The following is a 21,811-nucleotide window of genomic DNA, read 5'->3' on the forward strand; positions in this document are numbered from 1 at the left end:
TCATGGGCGATAGAACGAGCCGTCCGCTTGGCGGTAGAGCCCGAGGTTGAAGTTGGGGCCACGATCGTGGCCGCGGTCTGTACCTGTCGTCTCGTTTTCCGGTATGCCGGGACGGACTTCAGTCATGACCACCGTGCGTGGCGGTGGGACGACCTGTCCGTTCTCATCCATGACGCCATAGCCGTAGGCGCGTCCGCCTCCGGTCACGGGCCGGGGTGTTGCTGTTGCAACAAAGGTGCGCTGCTCGGGTAACGCAGCCGTGGCCGTCGCCTTGGAAGACGCGGGGGGCGGAGCTTTCTTGTCCGTCTCGGCGCCGGGGCTGCGCTGGTCTGTCGCGCCGGTCACGATGGCGGGTATGCCGCCATCCCCGGCTCCCGGCGGCGCGACGATCAGCCAACCGGCGACAAGTGCGGAGGCAACCAACACGCCGCCCCCGATTTGCTTCGCTTTCATCAAAGCCTCCTAGCCGTTCAGGCGGTGCTGTGTTGACGACCCTTGCGCGGTGGCACGCGCCGCTTCCAGATCGATGATTTCGGCCTCGGTGGCCGGCTTGCGAATGAGTTGCGGGCCGCGCGGCAACTTCTGCGGCTGCGCGGCGAAGGCGCGCTTCAGCGCATCGACAATGCGCCGGCAGGCGTGGCCGTCGCCATACGGGTTGTGGGCCTGCGCCATGCGTTCGTATTCAGCGGCGTTGCACAGCAGCGTTTCTGCTTCGTCGACGATGCGTTGCGTATCGGTGCCCACCAGCCGCGCGGTACCGGACGCCACCGCCTCGGGGCGCTCGGTGGTATCGCGCGTCACCAGCACCGGCTTGCCCAGCGCGGGCGCCTCTTCCTGGATGCCGCCGGAATCGGTGACGATCAGGTAGGCGCGGTCCATCAGGTAGACGAACGGCAGGTAGTCCTGCGGCGCAATGAGGTGAACGTTGTCGTGGCCGGAAAGGATGGCGTTGACCGGCTGCTGCACGTTCGGGTTCAGGTGCACCGGATATACGACCTGCACATCCGGATGACGCGCCGCCAGCACGCGCAGCGCCACGCAGAAGTTCTCGAACGGCTCGCCGAAGTTCTCGCGGCGGTGGCCTGTCACCAGGATCATCCGGCGCCCTGCCTCCAGGAACGGATAGCGCGCCGCCATCTGCGCCGACAGGTCGGCATCGTCGTCCAGCCGCTGCTTCACTGCAAGCAGCGCGTCGATGACGGTGTTGCCGGTCAGCGTGACCTGCTCCGGGTCGATGCCCTCGTCCAGCAGGTTCTGGCGCGATTCGGCCGTGGGCGCGAAGTGCCACGTGGTGACCGAATCGGTAACGCGCCGATTCAGTTCTTCGGGCCATGGCGACCAGATGTTGCCGGTACGCAGACCCGCCTCCACATGCCCGACCGGAATGCGCCGGTAGAACGCCGCGAGGCTTGCCGCCAGCGTGGTCGTCGTGTCGCCGTGGACGAGCACGACATCGGGCTTGTAGGCATCAAGCACGCCGTCGATACCGCCCAGCACGTTGGACGTGATGTCGGACAGCGTCTGCCCGGGCCGCATCAGATTCAGATCAAACTCCGGCACGATGCCGAAGAGTTCCAGCACCTGATCCAGCATCTGCCGGTGCTGCGCGCTTACGCATACCGCCGACGTAAAGCCTGCCTCGGCCTGCAATGCCTGCACCAGCGGGGCCATCTTGATGGCCTCCGGGCGCGTGCCGAATACGGTCAGAATTTTCCCTGTCATGATTCCCCCCAGTCGTCTGCATCGGCGCATGTAAAGCGCGACGACGAACGTGTCGCTTCTGACGCCGGCGCAGACTTCGCCATTGAGCGAAGGCCGTGCCAAGCGTCCCGCTTTGACGCGCCATGGCGCAGTGACGCCATCCTGCGGACGCCGCTGCTGTTTCTCTTCGTTACCCGTTTCCCTCGGCGGTCAAAAACGTTTCATCTGCGACACCTCTGACTGGGGTCTGCTTGAATCCGGCGTTGCCTTAGAACCAAAGAATGGCGCGCGCGACCACCCCCTTGGCTCGATCCGCGTGCGTCAATGGCAAGCGGTACTGCACGGTCAAATCGAGCCAACTGGCCGGCGCTGCGTAGTGCGACTCCCGAAACCAGTAGCGGAAGTTGATGCCTGGGCCGACACCGAGGGCCAACCGCTGCCCGACCGCCTTGTTGTCGTGATCGCCTGCCAGCACGATGTGCGGATAGACCGTCAGGCGATCGCTGATCGAGTTGAGCAGCCACGTGTGTCCGTAGCGCATCTCGGTGCTGATGATCATGCGGCCCTGGTTGAGGAAGTACGCGCCCTCCCCGAACACCTGCCAGGTCTGCCAGCGCGGCTTGGTCACTTGCAGGTCGAGGCCCTGATCGGTCGAGAAGCCGATGCGCAGCAGCGTGTCGTTGGTGGTCAGTTGCCCGATGCGGAAGAGACGCTCGGCGGTAAAGACAAGGTTGATGTCCTTGATCGGCTTGTAGCGCGCCCCCACCGAACCCTGCGCGGTCGGCAGGCCGGTGTTGCCGTTGCGGTCGTACACGCTGTCATAGCCGCGCACGAAGAGTTGGAAGATGCTGCCGTCGCGGTAGCCGATGCCGGGCGGCTGCCAGTACACCTCTGCGCCAGCCTGGCCTGCGCTCACGGTGTTGGGCAAACCGAATGCCGATGTTTGATACGCACCAGAGAGCACCACGCCGAAGGTCCGCTGCATCTGCTCGACTTCGCGCCGGTAGCCGAAGCGGCGGTCGGGCGGAAGGCGGTCGTCGCCGTTGCCACCGGTGTCGCTCTTCGCATCGGCATCGGCGTGGTCGAGGCTTTCCCGGAAGAGCTTGATGGCGGTCGGGTTGTCGCCCAGGCGCTTGGCTGCGTAGGCGGCATCGGCGTAGTGCGTCCAGTTGCCCTGCCCCGTAGCAAATCCGCGCTGGAACGCAGCCAGCGCTGCGCGGTCGTCACGCGCGCGCAAGTGGCTGTAGGCTTCGTTCAACTCGCGCTGGCCGACCACGCGCGGGTCATTGGCGGACGCCGCGTCGCCCTGCCCTTCGGGCGCCATCGCCTGGGCAAGCAGCGCCTTGGCATAGCGCTGTTGCGCCGGATCGGTCGCATGTTCGGCAGCCAGCGTGGCAGCCTGTGTCGCGCCGTCGCGGTCGCCGAGTTGCAGGCGCGATTGCGCAAGGCGCAGTTGCACGTCGGCATCGGGTTGGTCTTTCATGCCGCTGAGCGCATCGATGGCGGCCTGCGGATGCTTGGCGGAGTACGCACTGTCCGACCAGGCCAGATGCAGGTTGCGCTGCTCCTGCGCGGTCCAGTCGGTGCCTTGCACGGCGTGTGCAAAGTCCTGTTCGGCGACGGCGGGGTCGTTGGCCTTCTGCGCGAGGAACCCGTGCTGCGCATACACGCGTGGCTCGTCGGGATATTTCTGCAGCAACGCATCGGCCTGCGCGCGTGCCGCATCCAACTGGCCCTTGCGCGTGAGCACATCCAGCAGCAGCAGGTTCAACTGCAGGCTGTCGGGCTGCACAGCCAAAGCCGCGCGCGTGGCGGCCTCGGCATCGTCGAGCGTGTTGGCCTCGATGGCGCGATAGGCGCGGTCGGCGCGGAAGTAGGCATCGGGCTGCAACGGCGCAGGCTGCTCTGCCAGCGATACGCCATGACACAGCGCCCACACTGCCGCGGCAATCGGCCAGCGCAAACGGCGCACGGTTAAACGGTTGGCTCTCTCGTGTGTCATGCCACACCTCCCGCAACAGATGGGTTCGGCCGCGGGTCTGGCCCAGGGGGCAAGTCCGGCGGCACAGGAATCGGGGGGATGGTGGAAGCCTCGGGTGCGGGTGCCGTGCCGGCTGCAACGCCTGGGCCGGCGCCCGTCATGGATTCGACGGCCAGCATGGCCGAATGCGCCGCCGGGCCGAATACGACCGTGGTGCGGCGGTTGGGGTCGGCCATCTGCGCCAGCTCGGCCGACATCTCGTGATCGCATGCCATGAAGCACGCGACCTTGCGGCCGGCCGCACGGGCCAGCTCCTCCAGCACTTCGCCGTTGGGCAACTCCGACACGGCGATGTTGAGCGAGCCGTCTTCGCCGATCGAGAACGGCACCACGTGATGCCGCACAGCCAGGTCACGCGGCAGGCAATCGGCCAGCGCGCCGAGCACGACGTTGGTCAGGCTCACGCGCGGCAGGTCGACCTGCTCGGCCAGCGCATCGGCCAGCGTGTCGGGCGTGACCAACCCCTGCTCGACCAGCACTTGCCCGAGCCGGCGCCCGGTCTGGCGCTGGATGGCGAGCGCGGCATCCAGCTGCGCCTGCGTAAGCACTTCCCACTTGATGAGCGTTTCGCCCAGCTTGCAGCGCGTGCGGCCCAGCGCGTCGTTCGACAGATACGTGTGCTGCGTCTTGTCCCAGGCGATGGGCTTGCCGGTCAGGCAGTAGATCAGGAAGATCTTCCACGCCCGGCATACCGAGAAGAAATTGATGAAGTTGTTCACCACCAGCCGGGGCAAACACAGCACGCCTTGCAGCGGGCCGTTCAGCCGACCGACAAAGTACATGCGCTGTGCCAGGCGGTTGACGAGCAACGCAGCGTTGACGGCCAGCAGATCCTGCATCCAGATGCTGCCGACCACGAAGGTGCCATCCGGAATGGTCAACACACCCTTGGCCGAGAGCGCACCCAGCGCCAGGTAGTTCAGCGACAGCACGTAGGCCAGGATCGAGAACAGCGCGGTCAGCACCCCCTTGCGGTCCCGGAAGAACATGTAGCGCGTGATGAGGTTGCCGTTCCAGCCCATCTGCAGCCAACCCTGGAAGGCAATGCCAAGCACCCAGCGGGCGCGCTGCCGATAGGCCGTGCGGAACGTGCTCGGAAAGTACTCGCGCGTGGCCAGCAGCTGCGGGCGCGTGCCCTTGCGCCGCCCCAGGTGCCAGCGGGTGCGCGTCTTGCCCTCGGCGTTCTGCGCGGGCTCTGCGTTCTCGCAGATCGGGAAATGCACGAACGCTTCGCGCATGCCGAGTTCGCGCAGGCGGAAGCTGAAATCGTAGTCTTCCGTCAGCGTGCTGGTGTTGAAGGGTGAATCGCCGCGCACCTTCATCACCGCTTCGATGGCACGGCGGCTGTAGCACAGCGCCACGCCCGCCCCGGGCACCGTGCCGGTCAGTGCCTGGCGCGCCACCAGGTCTTTCTGGTGCGTTTCGGAGAAATCGTCCATGTACGTGCCGGCCACCCACTCGTACCACTTGCGTTCAAGCGAGAGCACCGGCAGCTGCACCAGGTCCTGATCGACGATGAAGTAGTTGAAATACTTCAGTTCCAGCGGGTGGATGACGTCTTCGCAGTCGTGCATGATCACGCCCGCAAAGCGGATGCCGTGGCCCGCCTCGTGCCGGATGATGGTCTGGATGATGGTGTTCAGGCAGTCGGCCTTGCACGTCGGGCCATCGTGCGTGACGGCAGCACGCACCACGCGGCCCGGGTAGCGGCGCACCATGCGCTCGACTTCTGTGGTGGTCTCCGCATCGTTGCGGTACGCGCCGGCAAAGATGATGAAGCGCGTGTACTCCATCGTCGCCAGGGTGTTTTCGACCATCTTCGCGATGACGTCGTACTCCTTCCACGCCGGCACCATGATGGCGAGCCATTGCTCTTCGCGCTCGCGCAGCGACTGCGCCGAGATCGTGACAGGCGTGCGCCCACGCTGCGGCCACAGCCACAGCTCTCGCACCCAGTAGAAGGCATCGAGGAAAAAATCGTCGGCCGTGCTGATGAAGATGACGAGCGTGGTCGCCACCGTCAGGGTGTTGAGCAACGCCAGGTAAAGCTCCCATGACAGTTCGCTCATGGCTGCTCCCCTGCCGCGGCCCTACGGGCGCGTTGCCAGTGTCCGGCGTACCCCCCGCCTTGCGCTGTGGCGCTCATGCTTCCCCCAAGGTCTTTTTCGACATGCGGCGCAACCGCTTTGCACCGCGGCATCCGACCCGATCGCCTGTTGCCGATCCGGTTGATGTGTCGCCCTCTAGCCTGCTTCTCGCGAGGGGGAACGCGAGGACCATACCAACGCCCGCCAAGGCGCGCGGTTATGCGGTGCAGCACGCCACCTACGTCTTCAGACGCGTGCCTGACACGCCGGGTTGTTGCATGCGTGAACGCAAGATGCGGGCGGCGAGGGTGGCAAGTTCAACGCCACGGCATGCAACGCCATCGGATAAGGTGAGTCGTTCGTCCGGGCAGAGGACAAGGCCTCCCTACGAATGACGGAGGCGCGGGGGGACCACGTGCAGGGCGTTTGGGTTAGGCGAGCAGGAAGCGCATCCCGCCGGCACGGGGCGCATGTTGGCGGATGGACTGCGGCACGCAACGGCACACGTGCTGCAAAGCCTTATGCGTAAAGGATCTGCCGGAGGAATGGCGCGCCTGAGCGCGCAGACCGCTCCGTCTGCCCGAATGCCGGCGACGTGATCGCGCGAGTCGCCGGCGGGGCTGACAACATCGGCCCAAGCAATTGCGCAAATCGGTTGCAGCGCTGAAACACAAAGCCGCGCTCAGGGCGCGGCTTGTCGGATCGGCGTGTCGGCTTGTGCGTCAGAACTGTTCCCAGTCGTCGGCATCGTGGGAGACCGCAGCCAAGGCAAGCTTGCCGGGCTTGGGCTCGGCCGCCACGGCAGGCGCTGCCTTCGCATTCTGAACCGGCACAGCGGCGGGCTTTACCGCCACAGCCGGGCGCTTGCGTGCCGCACGCGCCGTCGCAACGGCAGGTTTGCGCGCCGCCGGTTTAGCGATGTGGCCCGGCACGGCGGATGCAGCCGATGCAGTCGATGCAACAGGCGCCGCCTTCGCGGCCACGGGCGCCAGCACAGGTTCAGCGTGGGCACCCGCCGCAGGCAAACGGAACGACGCCACCGCCTCGCGCAGCACGCCGGCCTGTTCTTCCAGCGATTGGGCAGCCGCCGCTGCCTCTTCCACCAGCGCGGCATTCTGCTGGGTCACCTCGTCCATCTGCGTGACGGCCTGATTGACTTGTTCGATACCAGCGCTTTGTTCGTCCGATGCGGAACTGATCTCGCCCATGATGTCGGTCACACGCTTGACGGCCACGACCACTTCGTCGATCACCGCGCCGGCCTCGGTCACCAACGTCGAGCCGTTCTCAACGCGGCCAACCGAATCGCTGATGAGCTCCTTGATTTCCTTCGCTGCCGTGGCCGAACGCTGCGCCAGGCTGCGCACCTCGCCGGCCACCACCGCAAACCCACGGCCCTGCTCGCCTGCGCGCGCAGCTTCGACTGCGGCATTCAGCGCAAGGATGTTGGTCTGGAAGGCAATCCCTTCGATCACGCCGATGATGTCGGCAATCTTCTTGCTGCTGTCGTTGATGCCCGACATCGTCTCGATCACGCGGCCCACCACTTCACCGCCCTTGACGGCGATGTCCGATGCGTTGCCCGCGAGCTGGCTGGCCTGACGCGCGTTGTCGGCGTTCTGGCGCACGATGCTCGTCAGCTCTTCCATGCTCGACGCGGTTTCTTCCAGAGACGACGCCTGTTCTTCGGTGCGTTGCGACAGGTCCATGTTGCCGGCCGCGATCTGCTTGGTCGCGCTCGCGATGGATTCGCTGCCGCCGCGCATCGTCACGATGGTGCGGATCAGGCCGTTCTGCATGTCGATGAGACCTTGCGTGAGTGCACCCATTTCGTCCTTGCTGCTGACGGTGATGCGCTCGGTCAGGTTGCCGTTCGAGATCGCGCTGAAGTGGCCCAGCATCTTAGACAGCGGCACCGAGATCGCACGGTGCAGGCCGAATGCGCAGCCCAGCGCCGCCGCAATGCCCACCACGATGGCGCCGACGATCAGCATCAGAAAGGCATGCGAGCGCGCGGCCGCGCTTTCGTAGGCTGCCTTGGCCTGTTGGACTTGGCTGCGGTCCAGCGCGTCGGCAGCGGCAGACAGCGCCACGGACAGCGGCGGGATGACGGTCATCACCACCTTGTCGGCGGTCGCGGCATCGCGGGCACGCAACGCGTTCATCAACGGCTCGATGCCGTCATGGAAAAGCGCGTTGCGCTTGACTTCCATGTCGGCGGCCAGGCGCGTTTCATCTGCGCTCATGGGCAGCGCCTTGTATTGCTTCCACGCGTCGTCAGACTTGGCGCGGTAGCCGTTCGCCTTGTCCAGGATGGCCGGTACATCGGCCGCATCCGGATGGAAGACAGCGCGATCCAGTGTTGTACGGACGATCGCCGCATTCAGCTGCGACTTGCCGACCAGCGAGGTCGAAGCGAGCTGATTGGAATAGATCTCGTTGATGTTCGCGTCAGATGCGCGCATTCCGACCACGCCGATGGTGCCGGTGGCCACCAGTAGCGCGGCCAAGAGCGCCAGCGCTGCGTTGAGTCGGAAACGGATGGAAAGTCGATTGAGCATGGGAATCACCGCGGGGTTATCGCCTCCGCTATATCGGTCGGCCCGCGCCGTTTCTGAAGCCGGTGCGGGCACCTCCCATGCGCGATGTGGCTAGTACGGCACTGCCATGTTGTTTTCGATGCGGGCGCGATCGCCCACGCGCAGGCCGTTGGGGTTGTTCTGCGTGAGCGTGATGCGCGAGTTGTCGTTCAGCCGCATCGTCACGCGGTAGGTCTGGCCGACCACCGTATTGCCTTCCACGGCGTTGCCCGCCATGGCACCCGCCACCGCGCCGCCGATGGTGGCCACGGTGTTGCCGCGTCCGCCGCCCACCTGGTGGCCGAGCAAGCCGCCCACCACGCCGCCGAGCACGGCACCCACGCCGCTCGCCTGGCCGCGCACGGGCACCGCTTCGACATATTCGACAACGCCGTAGCGGTTGTCCGCCGGCGCTTGATAAGACGGGTCGCCGTTGTTCGGATACGGCGAATAGTTCGGCTGCGAGTATGTCGGCTGCGGCTGCGGATAGGGCTGGGGAGCATTCTGGCCGTAGCTGCCGTAGCCGTTGCCGTACGTGTTGTCGTACCCGCTCGTATAGCCGCTGCTGTAGGTGGTCGGGCCGGTGCTGTTGCCGTACGCATTGCTGCCCGCGGCATAGCCTGCCCCGTAGCCCGCGCCGTATCCGGGGTAGGCCGGCGCTGTCACGCAGCCTGTCAGCCCGGCTGCCACGGCCGCCAATGCGGTCGCTGCCACCCAACGCGCTGCCCGCCCTGCACGGTCCGACTTGTTCGTTGCTTGCATGATGAATCCCGTCTTGTGAGCGAGGCGTCTGGGCCCGACCGGCAGTCTCGTCTGCGGCCTGCGGCCATGCGCCTCTTGCCGCAAAGTCTATGCCGCCGCCTTGCAAACCCGTGCAACCAAAACCGCTCATCGGTAACGGGGTGTAACCGCATGGCCGGCGTGGCTTTGAGCAAGGCCCAGGAGCGCGCGTTATCATCGCCAAGCGCCGTGCGACGCACCTCCCTGCGGGGTCCCGCCCGTTCATGCCGCCCGCCCTCTCTCCTGATCCCATGTCACCCACCCTGCTGCTCCTCATCGCGATGACGCCCGACAACGTGGCGCAGATCGCTGAACATTTCCACGTCATCCATGCGCCCACCCGGGCCGAACGCGACGCCGCCATCGCCCGCCACGGGCAGGATGTCCGTATCGTGCTCACCAATGGCTCGACGGGCCTGACGGGCGCGGAGATGGCTGCAATGCCCAAGCTGGAACTTGCCTGCGCGCTGGGCGCCGGCTACGAGAACATCGACGTGGAGGCCGCCCGGGCGCGCGGGGTGGTGGTAGCCAACGGCGCCGGCACCAACGACGCCTGCGTGGCCGACCACGCCTTTGGCTTGCTGCTGGCCACCGTGCGCGGCATTGCCAAACTCGATCGATCCACACGCAACGGCGTCTGGCGCGACGACATTCCACTGCAACCCGGCGTATGCGGCAAGCGTCTGGGCATCGTCGGCCTGGGCACCATCGGCATGCAGATCGCGCGCCGCGCAGCAGGGTTCGACATGCAGATCGGCTATCACAATCGCAAGCCGCGCGAAGGCGTGACGTACCGCTACTTCGATGCGCTCAAGGACATGGCGGAGTGGGCGGACTTCCTGATCGTTGCCACGCCCGGCGGCGCGCAGACCAAACACCTCGTCAACCAGACGATCCTGGAAGCGCTGGGCCCGAACGGCTACGTGGTCAACATTGCGCGCGGCAGCGTGGTCGATACGGCGGCGCTGGAAGCCGCCATCCGCTCAGGCAAGCTGGGGGGCGCGGGGCTGGATGTGTATGAGAGCGAGCCCAAGCCGCCGGCCGGGCTGCTGGACCTGGAGCAGGTCGTGCTGACGCCGCACATTGCCGGCTGGTCGCCGGAATCGGTGCAGGCGACGGTGGATCGATTTCTGGAGAACGCCCGCGGACACCTGGCGGGCACAGGCGTGGTGTCCCCGGTCTGAGGAATTGACCCCGGGACACCTCCATCACGCGGTTACGACGCCGGACGCTTCATCTGGCACGACGTCGGCTGGGCCGCGAGGTGCGGTTCCAGCGTGACGTCGGTGCGCCAGCCGTAGCCGGTGTTTTCCTGGTCGTACTTGATCTTCTTGCCGTCGGCCTTGACCCAGGTGGTCACGTACAGCGTCTGCTGGGCCTGGTGGTCGGTCTTGCGCATCTCGATCGGGCCGTTGAGCCCATCGACCGTCATGCCTTCCATCACCTTGGCCACCTTGGCCGGCTCCGCCGAACCGCTGGTCTTGATGGCCTTGGCCAGGAAGGCGATGCCGGTGTAGACATCGGCGTTGAAGAAGTCGTCGTTGTACTTCTTCTTGAAGCCGTCGAGCACGGCGCTCGTCTTCGCGTTGCCGTCGTTCGGGGCGAAGTAGCTGATGACCTTCACGCGGTCGGCGCCGGAGGCCCCCATCGCCGTGGGCACACCCGTGGTGCCTGCGTAGTACGTATAGAAGTTGGTGGCGAGGCCCGCATCCTTCGACGCACGGATCAGCAGCGCCAGGTCGCTCCCCCAGTTGCCGGTGATGACCGTATCGGCGCCCGATGCCCGGATCTTCGCGACATACGGCGAGAAGTCCTTCACCTGTGCCAGCGGGTGCAGGTCTTCACCCACCACCTGGATGTCCGGGCGTTTGCGCTTGAGGTATTCCTTGGCCGCACGCGCCACTTGGTGCCCGAACGAGTAGTTCTGGTTCAGCAGATAGACCTTCTTGATGTTCGGGTCCTTGGCCAGGTAGCTGGTCAGGGCCTCCATCTTCATGTCGGAGTTGGCGTCCAGACGGAAGTGCCAGTAGTTGCACTTGCTGTTGGTCATGTCCGGATCGACCGCGGCGTAGTTGAGATAGATGATCTCCTTGCCCGGGTTGCGGTCGTTGTACTTGGCGATCGCGTCCTGCAGCGCCATGCCCACGCTGGAACCGTCGCCCTGCGCGACGTAGCGGATGCCCTGGTCGGTGATCTGCTTGAGGATCGTCAGGCTTTCTTGCGGCGACACCTTGTTGTCGAAACCGACGACTTCAAACTTGGTGCCGTTGCCGCTCCAGTTCTGCTGGTTGGCCAGATCGGCCGCGTATTGCCAGCTGCGCAACTGGTTCTGGCCCAGCGCGCCCATCAACCCGGATAGCGGATCGATCCACGCGATCTTGACGGTCTCTGCGTGGACAGTGCTCGGGCCGAATGCGCCTGCGAATGTGCCAACTGCCGCCGCCGCGCACAGCGCGAGTCGGAATGCCTTCATGCAAATGTCTCCTGATGTCTTATCGTTAGACGCCGTGCAGAAGGCATCGTCGAGCATGGTTCCTGCACTAAACCGCAAACCGAGGCTTACGGTAGCTCGATCCTTCCATACACAAACGTATGTGCATGGTAGGAGTGCGTTTGTTGCCGTGTCAACCCGCGCAAACCTGGGGGCCTCAGCATGATTTAAGCGCTGGACAGCCCGGTCAGCGAGGCTAGAATCCGCCTTCATGCCCAAGCCTTCCCTGCTGATCGACGAACGCGACGCTGCCGTCGACGTCGATGCCGAAACCTCTGTCCCTGCCGCACCGCGTGCGCAGCTCACGCCCGACGACTGGGTGCGCGCCGCCACGGATCTGCTCGTCACCAAGAGCATCGATGCGGTGCGCGTGGACGTGCTCGCCAAGCAGCTGGACGTCACGCGCGGCAGTTTCTACTGGCACTTCAAGAACCGCGACGACCTGCTGCACCAGGTGCTGCAGGACTGGAGCGAGCGCACACGCATCGGCCCCAAGCTTGAGCGGCAGAACCCATCGGTGCAGGGCCTGGTGCGCGATCTGCTCGCGTTGCCGTTTCGCGGACGCAGCGCGCGCCGCACGGCCATGATCGAATTCGCGATCCGTGCCTGGGCGCGGCGCGATCCAATGGCGCAAGAGGCGGTCGAAGCCGTCGACGAACACCGCATGGACTACTACGTCCAGCATTTCCAGGCGATCGGCTTTACGCGCAAGGACGCCAAGACACGCGCCTTCATGCTGTACGCCTACCAGTTATCGGAGGCCACGCTCTGGCACCAGGGCAGCAAGGCCGACAAGGACGCGCGCCGCCGCTTCTTTGAAGACACGCTGCTCGCCGGCGCACCACAAGACGGCTCCGCCGCACCTTCGCGGGAATAAATCGTGCTGCGTCGTGCGCATTCCTCTCCGAGTGCGCCGCGATGCCCGAATCGCCAGCCTTCCACACATCCGATCTGCCCAGCCGGCTCGATCGCCTGCCCTGGAGCCGCTTTCACACGCGCGTGGTCATTGCGCTGGGCATCACGTGGCTGCTCGACGGTCTGGAGGTGACACTGGCCGGTGCCGTGGCGGGCGCGCTCAAGCAAAGCCCTGCCCTGCATCTCACCAACGCGCAGGTCGGTCTCGCCAGCAGCGCCTACCTCGTCGGTGCGGTGTTCGGCGCGCTGCTGTTCGGCTGGATGACGGATCGGCTCGGCCGCCGCAAACTGTTCTTCATCACGTTGGGCGTGTACATCCTTGCCACGCTGGCGACGGCGTTTTCGTGGAGCTTTGCCAGCCTCGTCGTGTTTCGCGTGCTCACCGGCGCGGGGATCGGCGGCGAATATGCGGCCATCAATTCGACCATCCAGGAGCTGACGCCCGCACGCGTGCGCGGCTGGACGGACCTCGCCATCAACGGCACGTTCTGGGTCGGGGCGGCGTTGGGCGCTGGCGCCTCGTTGTGGTTGCTGGACCCCGCACACATGAGCGTCGATATGGGCTGGCGGCTGTGCTTCTTCATTGGCGCAGTGCTGGGGCTCATCATTCTTGTCATGCGTTTCTGGATTCCAGAAAGCCCACGCTGGCTCATCACGCGCGGCCGGCACGAAGAAGCGCAGGCCATCGTGCGCGACATCGAAAGCGAGATTGCATCGCGCGGCCATCGCTTCGATACCGCGCCACTGCCCGCATTGCGCATGCGCAGCCGCGGCCATCCTCGCTTGGCGGAAGTGGCCCGCGTGCTCTTCGTGCAGCACCGGCAACGTGCGCTGGTGGGCCTCGCGCTGATGGCAGCGCAGGCGTTTTTCTACAACGCGATCTTCTTCACGTACGCGCTGGTGCTGACCGATTTCTATGACGTGCCCGCAACGAAGGTGGGCACATACCTGCTGCCGTTTGCGCTCGGCAATTTTCTGGGGCCGCTGCTGCTCGGGCGATTGTTCGACATAGTGGGCCGGCGAACGATGATTGCCGCCACGTATGCGATCAGCGGCCTGCTGTTGCTGGTGAGTGGCGCGCTTTTCAAGGCCGGTGTGCTCGATGGAACCACGCAGACGATCGCGTGGACGGTGGTGTTCTTCTTCGCATCGGCCGCCGCCAGCTCGGCGTATCTGACGGTGAGCGAGACCTTTCCGCTCGAGGTGCGCGCGCTCGCCATCGCGTTGTTCTACGCCGTGGGCACCGGGATGGGCGGTGTGGCGGGGCCTGCGCTGTTCGGCTGGTTGATCGACACGCACTCGCGCGGTGCCGTGTTTGGCGGCTACGCATTCGGCGCGGTGCTGATGCTGCTTGCAGCTGCAGTGCAGGCCCGCTGGGGAACGGCGGCCGAGCGCAAGCCGCTGGAACATGTGGCTGCGCCGCTATCAGTCGACGACAGGCCGGCTTGATCTGTGCCAAACCTGCGCAACGCGCGTCGCCGCCGGTCGCCTATATACTTTCGCGCAGCGCTTTCCCGTGCATTTCCCGCCTACTGGAGACACCCATGCCTGACGCGACTTACGACAACCAGAACATCTTCGCCAAGATCCTGCGTGGCGAGCTGCCGTGCATCAAGGTGTACGAAGACGATCACACCATCGCTTTCATGGACATCATGCCGCAGGCCGACGGCCACGTGCTGGTGCTGCCCAAGGAAGGCGCAGCGGAATTGTTCGACCTGTCCGACGATGCCGCATCGGCCGCCATCCGCACCACGCGCAAGCTGGCGCGCGCCGTGCGCGCCGCATTCACGCCGCCGGGCATTGCCATCTTCCAGCTCAACGGCAGCGCTGCCGGGCAGACGGTGCCGCACGTGCACTTTCACGTGCTGCCGCGCTACAGCGACACCCCGCTGCAACCGCACGCCCGCGTGCAGGCCGACACCGACAAGCTGAAGGCCCAAGCCGAAAAGATCATCGCCGCACTGCAGGCCGAATAAGCTTCGCCCCACACGCCGAGGCCGCACCAGCCGGCCTCGCGAACCTCCTCCCTTTTCAATCTCGCCCCGCCTCGCTGTACCGACTCCGCATCGTTCTTGCGTTTACCCAGCCGTTGCGTATATTCGTCGACGGATATACGCAACCGAGCAAATATGAAGCGTCCGACCAGTCCGTTGGCCCTTGCGGTCCTTGTGCTGCTGTTTGAAAAACCGATGCATCCGTATGAGATGGCGTCGACCATGCGCGCACGGGGTAAGGAGAAAAGCATCAAGCTGCGCTACGGCTCGCTGTACACCGTGATCGATTCGCTGGAAGCCGCCGCGCTGATCGTGCCAACCGAAACCGTGCGAGATGGCGCTCGCCCAGAGCGGACCGTCTACGCCATCACCCCTGCCGGCCGCGCCGAGATGAACGACTGGCTGCGTGAATGGATCGCCCGGCCGGAGAAGGAATACCTGCGCTTCGAAGCCGGGCTATCGCTGCTGCCCGCACTGCCGCCCGATCACGTGATCGACCTGCTGCGCGACCGCCTGGCGCGCCTCGATCCGCTCATCGCAGAAGTCGATGCCGAGCTGACGACGGGTGCCGCGCAGGAAGTGCCGCAACTGTTTCTGATTGAGTCCGAATACCAGCGCGCGCTGCTGCTGGCAGAACGTCAGTTCGTGATCGGACTCATCACCCAGATGGAGGCCGGCACGCTGGGCGGGCTGGACCTCTGGCGCGGCTGGCATCAGCAGCGCGCGGCGGCCGAGAAGACCGCCTCCACTACCGGGCCGGCCTGAGCCGGTCCGCCGTCAACGCAGTGAAACCGGAGTCGTCATGCAAACCTCATCGCAAACCGTGCCGCGCGACACGCATTCGCCATCCATTCCGTTCGACCCGAATGCCGAGAAGGCCCTGAGCTGGTATGGCTGGGGCTCGCCCATCGGGGCAGGCTTGTTCCTCGTAGCGGTCGGCGCATGCGCAGCGCTGCTGCACATCGCGGCCTGTGGCGTTGAGCGCGGCACACCGAACCAGAAAGGACGCACCGCAGTCAGGCGGATGACGCTTCGGGCGCGGGTGCGTCCGCGCTTCCTGGCTGCGCGTCCCGTCGATAGGCCAGCCGATACAACACCGGCAGCACCAGCAGCGTCAGCGCCGTCGACGACAGAATCCCACCGATCACCACCGTGGCCAACGGCCGCTGCACTTCCGCGCCCGTACCGGTTGCCAGCGCCATCGGCACGAAGCCCAGCGACGCCACCAGCGCGGTCATCAGCACCGGACGCAGGCGCGTAAGCGCGCCCTCACGTACGGCCTCGTCGACGGGCTTGCCGCTCTCGCGCAGGCTGCGGATGAAGCTCAGCATCACCAGCCCGTTGAGCACTGCCACGCCCGACAGCGCGATGAAACCCACCGCCGCGGAAATCGACAGCGGAATGCCGCGCAACGCCAGCGCCAGGATGCCGCCCGACAGCGCAAACGGAACGCCGGAAAACACCAGCAAGCCGTCCTTCAGGTTGCCGAACATCATGAACAGCAGCGTGAACACCATGGCCAGCGCCAGCGGCACCACGATCTGCAGGCGCCCGGTGGCCGACTGCAACTGCTCGAACTGCCCGCCCCACGCCATCCAGTATCCGGCAGGCAGGCGCACCTGCGCATCGAGCACCGCCTGGGCCTCTTCCACAAACGAAGCGATGTCGCGCCCGCGCACATTGGCGCTGACGACGATGCGGCGCTTGCCGTCTTCGCGGCTGACCTGGTTGGGGCCGGTCACCTCGTTGAGCGTGGCCACATCGGATAGCGGCACGTAACCCTGCCCGTTGGGCAGCGCCAGCGGCAGGCGTCCCAGCGCAGCCGGATCGCTGCGCGCGGCTTCCGGCAGCCGTACGACGATGCCGAAACGACGGTCCCCCTGGAATACGGTGCCCGCATCCTTACCGCCGATGGCAGCGGACACCGTGTCCTGAATCGCGCCGATGGAGAGGCCATAACGCGCGGCCTTGTCGCGGTCGATGTCGACGTTCAAAAAAGGCAGGCCGCCGGTCTGTTCGATCTTCACCTCGGCAGCGCCGGCCAACTTGCCGAGCTGCGCCGCAATACGCTTGGCCTGGGCTTCCAGCACGCCCATGTCGTCGCCGAAGAGCTTGACGGCCACATCGCTGCGTACGCCCGAAATCAGTTCATTGAAGCGCAACTGAATCGGCTGCGAGAACTCGTACGCGTTGCCGGGCAGCGCTTCGACCGTGGTGCGAATGTCCGCGAGCAACTGCTCCCGGTTGCGACGTTTGCCATCGGCGCCGGTGGGCCAGTCGCGCTCGGGCTTGAGCATGATGTAGCCGTCAGAGATGCTGGGCGGCATCACGTCGGTCGCGACTTCTGCGGTGCCGGTGCGCGCAAAGACACGCTCGATCTCGGGAAACTTCGCCTTGAGCGTGCGCTCGATCTGCATCTGCATGTCCAGCGATTGCGCCAGGCCGGTGCCGGGCACGCGCATGGCCTGGATGGAAAGATCGCCTTCGTTCAGATTGGGCACAAACTCCGCGCCCAGGCGCGTGGCGGCCACCACCGAGACCGACACCGCCACCGCGGCAAACGTCAGCACCACGGCAGGCGCAGCCAGCACCCGTTCGAGCAGCGGCGCATACATGCGGCGCGCCCAACCCATCAGGCGATTCTCTTTCTCGGCCACGCGTTCGCCAATGAACAACGCCACGGCGGCCGGTACAAACGTGATGGAGAGAATCATGGCCGCAGCCAGCGCCAGCACCACCGTGATCGCCATCGGGTGGAACATCTTCCCTTCCACACCCGAGAGCGCAAAGATCGGCAGGTACACCACCATGATGATGAGCTGGCCATACAGCAACGGGCGGCGCGCTTCGCGGGCGGCTTCAAATACCTCGTCGAAACGCTCGGCACGCGTGAGTGGTCGACCTCGCAATTCCTGCGCATGCGCAAGGCGCCGCACGCAGTTCTCGACGATCACCACCGCGCCGTCGACGATGATGCCGAAGTCCAGCGCACCCAAACTCATCAGGTTGGCGCTCACCTTGGCCGACACCATGCCGCTGAACGTCATCAGCATCGACAAGGGAATCACCAGCGCCGTCAGCACGGCTGCACGCAGGTTGCCCAGGAAGAGAAACAGCACCGCCATGACGAGAATGGCGCCTTCCAGCAGATTCTTCTTGACCGTGGCGATGGCCTTGTCGACGAGCACCGTGCGGTCGTACACCGACTCCACGCGAATGCCCGCCGGCAGCGTCTTGCGAATCTCCTGCATGCGCTTGTCCACGGCCTGCGAGACGGTGCGGCTGTTCTCGCCCATCAACAGGAACGCCGTGCCGAGCACCACCTCGCGCCCATTGCTGGTCGCCGCGCCCGTGCGCAGTTCGCTGCCGCTTTCGATGCTGGCGACGTCGCGCAAGCGCACCGGCGTGCCGTTGGGGCTGGCGAGCACCACGTTGCCGATGTCGGCCGCATCGCGCAACTGGCCGGGCGCACGCACGAGGTACTGCTCGCCCTTGCGCTCGATATAGCCTGCGCCGACGTTCGCGTTGTTGCGGTCCAGCGCGGTCACCACATCGGCCAGCGTGAGCTTGTACGACGCCAGGCGTTCGGGGCTCGTCGCCACCAGGAATTCCTTGGCAAAACCGCCGATGGTGTTGACCTCCGTCACGCCCGGCACATTGCGGATCTGCGGGCGGATCACCCAGTCCTGCAGCTCGCGCAAGTCGGCGGGGGTGTAGGCGGTGCCGTCGGGCTTGCGCGCATTGGCGTCGGCCTCCACGGTCCACAGGTAGATCTCCCCCAGGCCGGTGGAGACCGGCCCCATGCTCGGCGAAATGCCGTCGGGCAACTGTTCCTTTGCGGCCTGCAGGCGTTCGCTCACCAGCTGGCGCGCGAAATAGATGTCGGTGCCCTCCTTGAAGATCACCGTCACCTGGGACAGGCCGTAGCGAGACAGCGAGCGCGTCTGCTCCAGCTTCGGCAAGCCGGCCATGGCGGTTTCGAGCGCGTAGGTGATGCGCTGCTCGGTTTCCAACGGCGAATAGCCCGGTGCCGGCGTGTTGATCTGCACCTGCACGTTGGTGATGTCGGGCACCGCGTCGATCGACAGACGCGTATAGCTGTACGCGCCGAACGCCGCGGCGGCCAGCACGGCCAGCAGCACCAGGCAGCGCTGGGCGATGACCGTGCGCAAGAGGCGTTCAAACATGGCGCCTCCTTTCAATGACCGTGGTCGGCGGACTTGCCGGCTTCGGCCTTCAGCACGTAGCTGTTGGTCGCGGCGTAGCGCGTGCCGGTGGGAAGCCCTTCGAGAATCTCCGTCCAGGTGCCGTCGGTGCGGCCCGTTTTGACGGGGCGCACTTCAAAGCCGGCGGGCACGGGCACAAACACCGAGGGTTTCTCATCGACGGTCTGCACGGCGTCGGCGCGCACGGCCACGGGCACCTGCACGCGCCCCGATTCGACCGACACGTTGACGAACATGCCGGGCCGCCAAGCGAGCTTCGGGTTGTCAAGCGTGACGCGGGCGGGCGCGGTGCGGGTCTGTTCGCCCAGCAATGCGCCAACGTAAGAGACCTTGCCTTGCACGGCGGTGCCCGTGGCCGTGGCGCGCACGGTGGCGGCAGCGTTGGTGGTGACCGCCTCCAGGTCCTTGGCCGTGACGGAAAAGTCCGCCCACACGGTGCGCAGGTCCGCCACCGTAAAAACCGCTGTCTCCGCCTGCACGGCCTCCCCCTGCGACAGGTGCTTCGCGACCACCACGCCATCAAACGGCGCACGCAACTCGAAGCGATTCAGCGCCGACCCCGCCGGCGCTGCGCCAATGGCCGTCAGCTTCTGGCGGGCGTTGTCGGCCGCAATGCGCGCTTCCTGCAGCGATGTGCGCGCCTGCTGGTAATCCTGCTCGGCGGCGATGCCCTGCTCCCAGAGACGCTTTTCGCGTGCGTGTGCTTCCTGCGCGAGCGCAAGGCGCTGCTGGGCGGCCTGCAGTTCGCTGCGCTGATCCGACAGCGCGGGGCTGGACAGCAGAGCCAGCAGTTGGCCGCGGGTCACGGGCTGGCCCAGCTCCACCGCCACCTTCTCCGCCACACCGGCCACGCGCGGCACCACGTGGGCGGTGCGGTCTTCGTTCAGGCGGATCTCGCCGGGTAGGACAACCTCTGTTCGCAACTCGGCAGCCCCTGCGGTGTCCACGCCGATCTTGGCATTGGCGATGGCTTCGGCCGTCATGGCAAGCGTCTCGGCGTGGGGTGCCTCGGCCTGCTCGGTGGCGGCTGCAGGCGCCGCTTCAGCTTCGGACGTGCCAGTCTGGCGCGCGCCCATGCCAAGCCATAGCCCGGCAGCGGCCAGCGCGCCTAACACGACGATGAGCGCGATGGCGCGCCGTTGTTGCGGTGGAAGTGTCATGTCTGCAGAAAGAGAAAGGCCGCACTACCGGCCGAGGATGCGATCGATGCCGGCAGCCGCCTGATGCGCGCGCGACAGCGCAGCCAGGTATTGCGCGCGCGCCTGGAACAGCGTGCGCTGGGCGTCCAGCACATCGAGAAAGTTGAACTTGCCGGCATCAAAGCCGATGCGTGCGGCGTCATATGCGCGCTGCGCGCCGGGCAGCACGTCTTGCCGCAGCGACTGCACGGCGGCGCGCGCCGCGTCGAGCCGCGCGACGTCTTGCGCAAGCGCGGCGTTCTGTTCAAGCTGCAGGGCGCGGTAGTCTTCAAACGCCTTGTCGGCCAGACGCTGCGCTTCAAGCTGGCTGCCCCGGTTGCGATCAAACAACGGCAGCGGCACGGCAATGCCGAGCACCGCCATGTTGTTGTTCGCGGCGCTGTCGCGCTTGGCGCCCACCGTGAGCGTTACGTCGGGCACGCGTTTGCTGCGCTCCACGTTGGCAAGTGCCTGACGGCGGTCGATCTCCAGACGGGCGCGGATAGCGCGAGGCGTGTTTTCCAACGTGCCGGTGGCCTGACGCGCTTCGGGCGGCACGACGGGCAGCGTCTCTGCGCTCCCGTCGGCTTCGGGCGCGGCAGAAGGCGCGCCCCAGAAGGCCGCCAGGGCAGTTGGGCGACCCGCAACTCGGCATTCGCATCACGCAGTTCGATGGCGGCGCTGGCGCGCGCTACGCCTGCCTTGGTCTGCTCCACCGGCGACACCTTGCCCGCCTGCACGCGACGCGCGGCGGCGGATTCTGCCTGGGCGGCCAACGCATCCGACGCCTGCGCGAGCGTCAAGCGCTCCTGGGCGATCACCAAGTCGAAGAAGGCCCGCGTGACATCCGCGCGCAACTCCGCCTGCAGCACGGCAGCATCCTGCGCGGTGGCGTCGCGTGCCACTTCTGCGGCGCGTGTGCGGGCGCTGCGTTTGCCGCCCAGTTCCAACGGGATATTCAGTTGCGCCGTCATCGTGGCGCGGTCGCGGCGGACGTCTTCCGTCGTGAAGGCCGCTTCGGGATTGCGCAACCGACGGGCCTGGTCGAGCGCACCCTCGCTGGCCGCCACTTCATAGCCCGCGGCGGCCAGCGCCGGATGTGTCTGCACCGCGCGCTCAACGGCTTGCTGCAGCGTCACCCGCTCCGTTGCCGCAACCGCTGATGCACCGGGCATAGAAAGGGCCACCGGAGCAACGGGGTCAGTCGCCGCAGCGGTGGCCAACGGGGCAGCCAAAAGACACATGAGGGCTGCCCCGACGGACTGGACACGGCGCATTACGCAATCGCACCGTCGGTGTAGGGATCCGGGCTGCGCGGGCTGCTCAGGCCGCCATCGGTGTAAGGGTCACGCGCACCGACGCGGGCATCGAGCACCGTTTGCGCTGCACCGTCCGTGTACGGATCACGCACGCCGCCCTTGGCGCCATCGGTATAGGGGTCGCGCGTGCCGGTCCGGGCGCCATCGGTGTACGGGTCACGGGCGCTGGTCTTGGCCAGCGGCGCGGCCATCGACTTGGCCTGCGGCGCGCAGCAGGCATCGTGATCGCCTTGCGCGGCCACGGCCGTGCCGGTTGCCAGCATTGCGGCCAGTGCAGCCAAGGGAAGCACGCGTTGGAATCGAATCGCCATGAGGATCTCCTTGAAAAGGCCTGACATCAGCAAACAAGGGGGATGGGGGGGCGATGTCAGTGGGGCCAGTCTAGGGAGCGGTGCACCACGCGGGCATGACTCGAAGATGACAAACTTGTCATCTTTGTGCCCGGGCCCAAGGTTTTGGCATATCGTGGCGGCATTGGCGCAGACACCCGGCGCGCC

Annotated in this window: 15 protein-coding genes and 1 pseudogene; 5 read left to right on the forward strand and 11 right to left on the reverse strand. The window is 66.0% G+C overall.

Going from position 1 to position 21,811, the window contains the following annotated elements; all coding sequences use genetic code 11:
* The 6 genes from FUT88_RS12055 to FUT88_RS12080 all read right to left on the reverse strand — a co-directional run bounded on the left by FUT88_RS12055 (window position 1) and on the right by FUT88_RS12080 (window position 9,170).
* Entirely contained in the window at window positions 1–453 is a 453-nt protein-coding gene (locus FUT88_RS12055; protein ID WP_147215358.1) for a hypothetical protein, read from the reverse strand.
* Window positions 454–462: 9 nt separating this feature from the next.
* Window positions 463–1,722 carry a non-hydrolyzing UDP-N-acetylglucosamine 2-epimerase gene (gene wecB, locus FUT88_RS12060; RefSeq protein ID WP_147215360.1) on the reverse strand — a complete coding sequence of 420 codons (1,260 nt, stop codon included), beginning with the start codon at window positions 1,720–1,722 and terminating at the stop codon, window positions 463–465.
* Between the two features lie 247 nt (window positions 1,723–1,969).
* Complete coding sequence (locus tag FUT88_RS12065; protein ID WP_147215362.1) at window positions 1,970–3,703, reverse strand: NfrA family protein; 1,734 nt, start codon at window positions 3,701–3,703, stop codon at window positions 1,970–1,972.
* A complete protein-coding gene (locus tag FUT88_RS12070) occupies window positions 3,700–5,811 on the reverse strand; it encodes a glycosyl transferase family protein (protein WP_147215364.1) in 2,112 nt (703 codons plus the stop codon). Before FUT88_RS12070 ends, FUT88_RS12065 begins: the two co-directional genes overlap by 4 nt.
* A 740-nt stretch (window positions 5,812–6,551) precedes the next feature.
* On the reverse strand, window positions 6,552–8,390 hold the full coding sequence (locus tag FUT88_RS12075; RefSeq protein ID WP_147215365.1) for a methyl-accepting chemotaxis protein: 1,839 nt from the start codon (window positions 8,388–8,390) through the stop codon (window positions 6,552–6,554).
* A 90-nt stretch (window positions 8,391–8,480) separates the two neighbouring features.
* The gene (locus FUT88_RS12080; RefSeq protein WP_147215367.1) at window positions 8,481–9,170 is read right to left on the reverse strand and encodes a glycine zipper 2TM domain-containing protein; all 690 of its coding nucleotides are present in this window, start codon (window positions 9,168–9,170) and stop codon (window positions 8,481–8,483) included.
* 269 nt (window positions 9,171–9,439) lie between these two features.
* Here FUT88_RS12080 and FUT88_RS12085 point away from each other — a divergent pair, with 269 nt between their 5' ends.
* A complete protein-coding gene (locus tag FUT88_RS12085; protein WP_147215369.1) occupies window positions 9,440–10,372 on the forward strand; it encodes a 2-hydroxyacid dehydrogenase in 933 nt (310 codons plus the stop codon).
* A 32-nt stretch (window positions 10,373–10,404) separates the two neighbouring features.
* Here the strand turns inward: FUT88_RS12085 and FUT88_RS12090 are convergent, their stop codons facing one another.
* On the reverse strand, window positions 10,405–11,661 hold the full coding sequence (locus tag FUT88_RS12090) for a branched-chain amino acid ABC transporter substrate-binding protein (RefSeq protein ID WP_147215371.1): 1,257 nt from the start codon (window positions 11,659–11,661) through the stop codon (window positions 10,405–10,407).
* Between the two features lie 229 nt (window positions 11,662–11,890).
* Here FUT88_RS12090 and FUT88_RS12095 point away from each other — a divergent pair, with 229 nt between their 5' ends.
* The 4 genes from FUT88_RS12095 to FUT88_RS12110 all read left to right on the forward strand — a co-directional run bounded on the left by FUT88_RS12095 (window position 11,891) and on the right by FUT88_RS12110 (window position 15,356).
* Window positions 11,891–12,556: a TetR/AcrR family transcriptional regulator gene (locus FUT88_RS12095; RefSeq protein WP_147215373.1), complete on the forward strand. Its 666-nt coding sequence runs from the start codon at window positions 11,891–11,893 to the stop codon at window positions 12,554–12,556.
* A 41-nt stretch (window positions 12,557–12,597) separates the two neighbouring features.
* Window positions 12,598–14,043 carry an MFS transporter gene (locus tag FUT88_RS12100; protein ID WP_147215375.1) on the forward strand — a complete coding sequence of 482 codons (1,446 nt, stop codon included), beginning with the start codon at window positions 12,598–12,600 and terminating at the stop codon, window positions 14,041–14,043.
* A gap of 95 nt (window positions 14,044–14,138) precedes the next feature.
* Window positions 14,139–14,573, forward strand: coding sequence for an HIT family protein (locus tag FUT88_RS12105; protein ID WP_027679964.1), 435 nt, complete (start codon window positions 14,139–14,141; stop codon window positions 14,571–14,573).
* A gap of 153 nt (window positions 14,574–14,726) precedes the next feature.
* Complete coding sequence (locus FUT88_RS12110) at window positions 14,727–15,356, forward strand: PadR family transcriptional regulator (protein WP_051530934.1); 630 nt, start codon at window positions 14,727–14,729, stop codon at window positions 15,354–15,356.
* Window positions 15,357–15,607: 251 nt separating this feature from the next.
* On the opposite strand, the gene FUT88_RS12115 is transcribed toward FUT88_RS12110, so the two are convergent.
* The 4 genes and pseudogenes from FUT88_RS12115 to FUT88_RS12130 all read right to left on the reverse strand — a co-directional run bounded on the left by FUT88_RS12115 (window position 15,608) and on the right by FUT88_RS12130 (window position 21,625).
* Window positions 15,608–18,778, reverse strand: a complete 3,171-nt coding sequence (locus FUT88_RS12115; RefSeq protein WP_147215377.1) for an efflux RND transporter permease subunit — start codon at window positions 18,776–18,778, stop codon at window positions 15,608–15,610.
* Window positions 18,779–18,789: 11 nt separating this feature from the next.
* Window positions 18,790–19,977 (reverse strand): efflux RND transporter periplasmic adaptor subunit, encoded by a 1,188-nt coding sequence (locus tag FUT88_RS12120; protein WP_147215379.1) that lies wholly within the window; start codon window positions 19,975–19,977, stop codon window positions 18,790–18,792.
* Window positions 19,978–20,001: 24 nt separating this feature from the next.
* A pseudogene (locus FUT88_RS27155) lies at window positions 20,002–21,239 on the reverse strand (TolC family protein).
* A 32-nt stretch (window positions 21,240–21,271) separates the two neighbouring features.
* A complete protein-coding gene (locus FUT88_RS12130; RefSeq protein WP_147215380.1) occupies window positions 21,272–21,625 on the reverse strand; it encodes a hypothetical protein in 354 nt (117 codons plus the stop codon).
* Window positions 21,626–21,811: the final 186 nt, after the last annotated feature.

This window comes from Ralstonia sp. TCR112, assembly GCF_007997035.1.
GTDB classification, from domain to species: Bacteria; Pseudomonadota; Gammaproteobacteria; order Burkholderiales; family Burkholderiaceae; genus Ralstonia; species Ralstonia edaphi.

Coding starts and splice junctions, on each gene's coding strand:
- FUT88_RS12090 (WP_147215371.1), bottom strand. CDS start 11,661: ATGAAGGCATTCCGACTCGCGCTGTGCGCGGCGGCGGCAGTTGGCACA.
- FUT88_RS12085 (WP_147215369.1), top strand. CDS start 9,440: ATGTCACCCACCCTGCTGCTCCTCATCGCGATGACGCCCGACAACGTG.
- FUT88_RS12130 (WP_147215380.1), bottom strand. CDS start 21,625: ATGGCGATTCGATTCCAACGCGTGCTTCCCTTGGCTGCACTGGCCGCA.
- wecB (WP_147215360.1), bottom strand. CDS start 1,722: ATGACAGGGAAAATTCTGACCGTATTCGGCACGCGCCCGGAGGCCATC.
- FUT88_RS12095 (WP_147215373.1), top strand. CDS start 11,891: ATGCCCAAGCCTTCCCTGCTGATCGACGAACGCGACGCTGCCGTCGAC.
- FUT88_RS12075 (WP_147215365.1), bottom strand. CDS start 8,390: ATGCTCAATCGACTTTCCATCCGTTTCCGACTCAACGCAGCGCTGGCG.
- FUT88_RS12070 (WP_147215364.1), bottom strand. CDS start 5,811: ATGAGCGAACTGTCATGGGAGCTTTACCTGGCGTTGCTCAACACCCTG.
- FUT88_RS12105 (WP_027679964.1), top strand. CDS start 14,139: ATGCCTGACGCGACTTACGACAACCAGAACATCTTCGCCAAGATCCTG.
- FUT88_RS12055 (WP_147215358.1), bottom strand. CDS start 453: ATGAAAGCGAAGCAAATCGGGGGCGGCGTGTTGGTTGCCTCCGCACTT.
- FUT88_RS12115 (WP_147215377.1), bottom strand. CDS start 18,778: ATGTTTGAACGCCTCTTGCGCACGGTCATCGCCCAGCGCTGCCTGGTG.
- FUT88_RS12110 (WP_051530934.1), top strand. CDS start 14,727: ATGAAGCGTCCGACCAGTCCGTTGGCCCTTGCGGTCCTTGTGCTGCTG.
- FUT88_RS12100 (WP_147215375.1), top strand. CDS start 12,598: ATGCCCGAATCGCCAGCCTTCCACACATCCGATCTGCCCAGCCGGCTC.
- FUT88_RS12065 (WP_147215362.1), bottom strand. CDS start 3,703: ATGACACACGAGAGAGCCAACCGTTTAACCGTGCGCCGTTTGCGCTGG.
- FUT88_RS12080 (WP_147215367.1), bottom strand. CDS start 9,170: ATGCAAGCAACGAACAAGTCGGACCGTGCAGGGCGGGCAGCGCGTTGG.
- FUT88_RS12120 (WP_147215379.1), bottom strand. CDS start 19,977: ATGACACTTCCACCGCAACAACGGCGCGCCATCGCGCTCATCGTCGTG.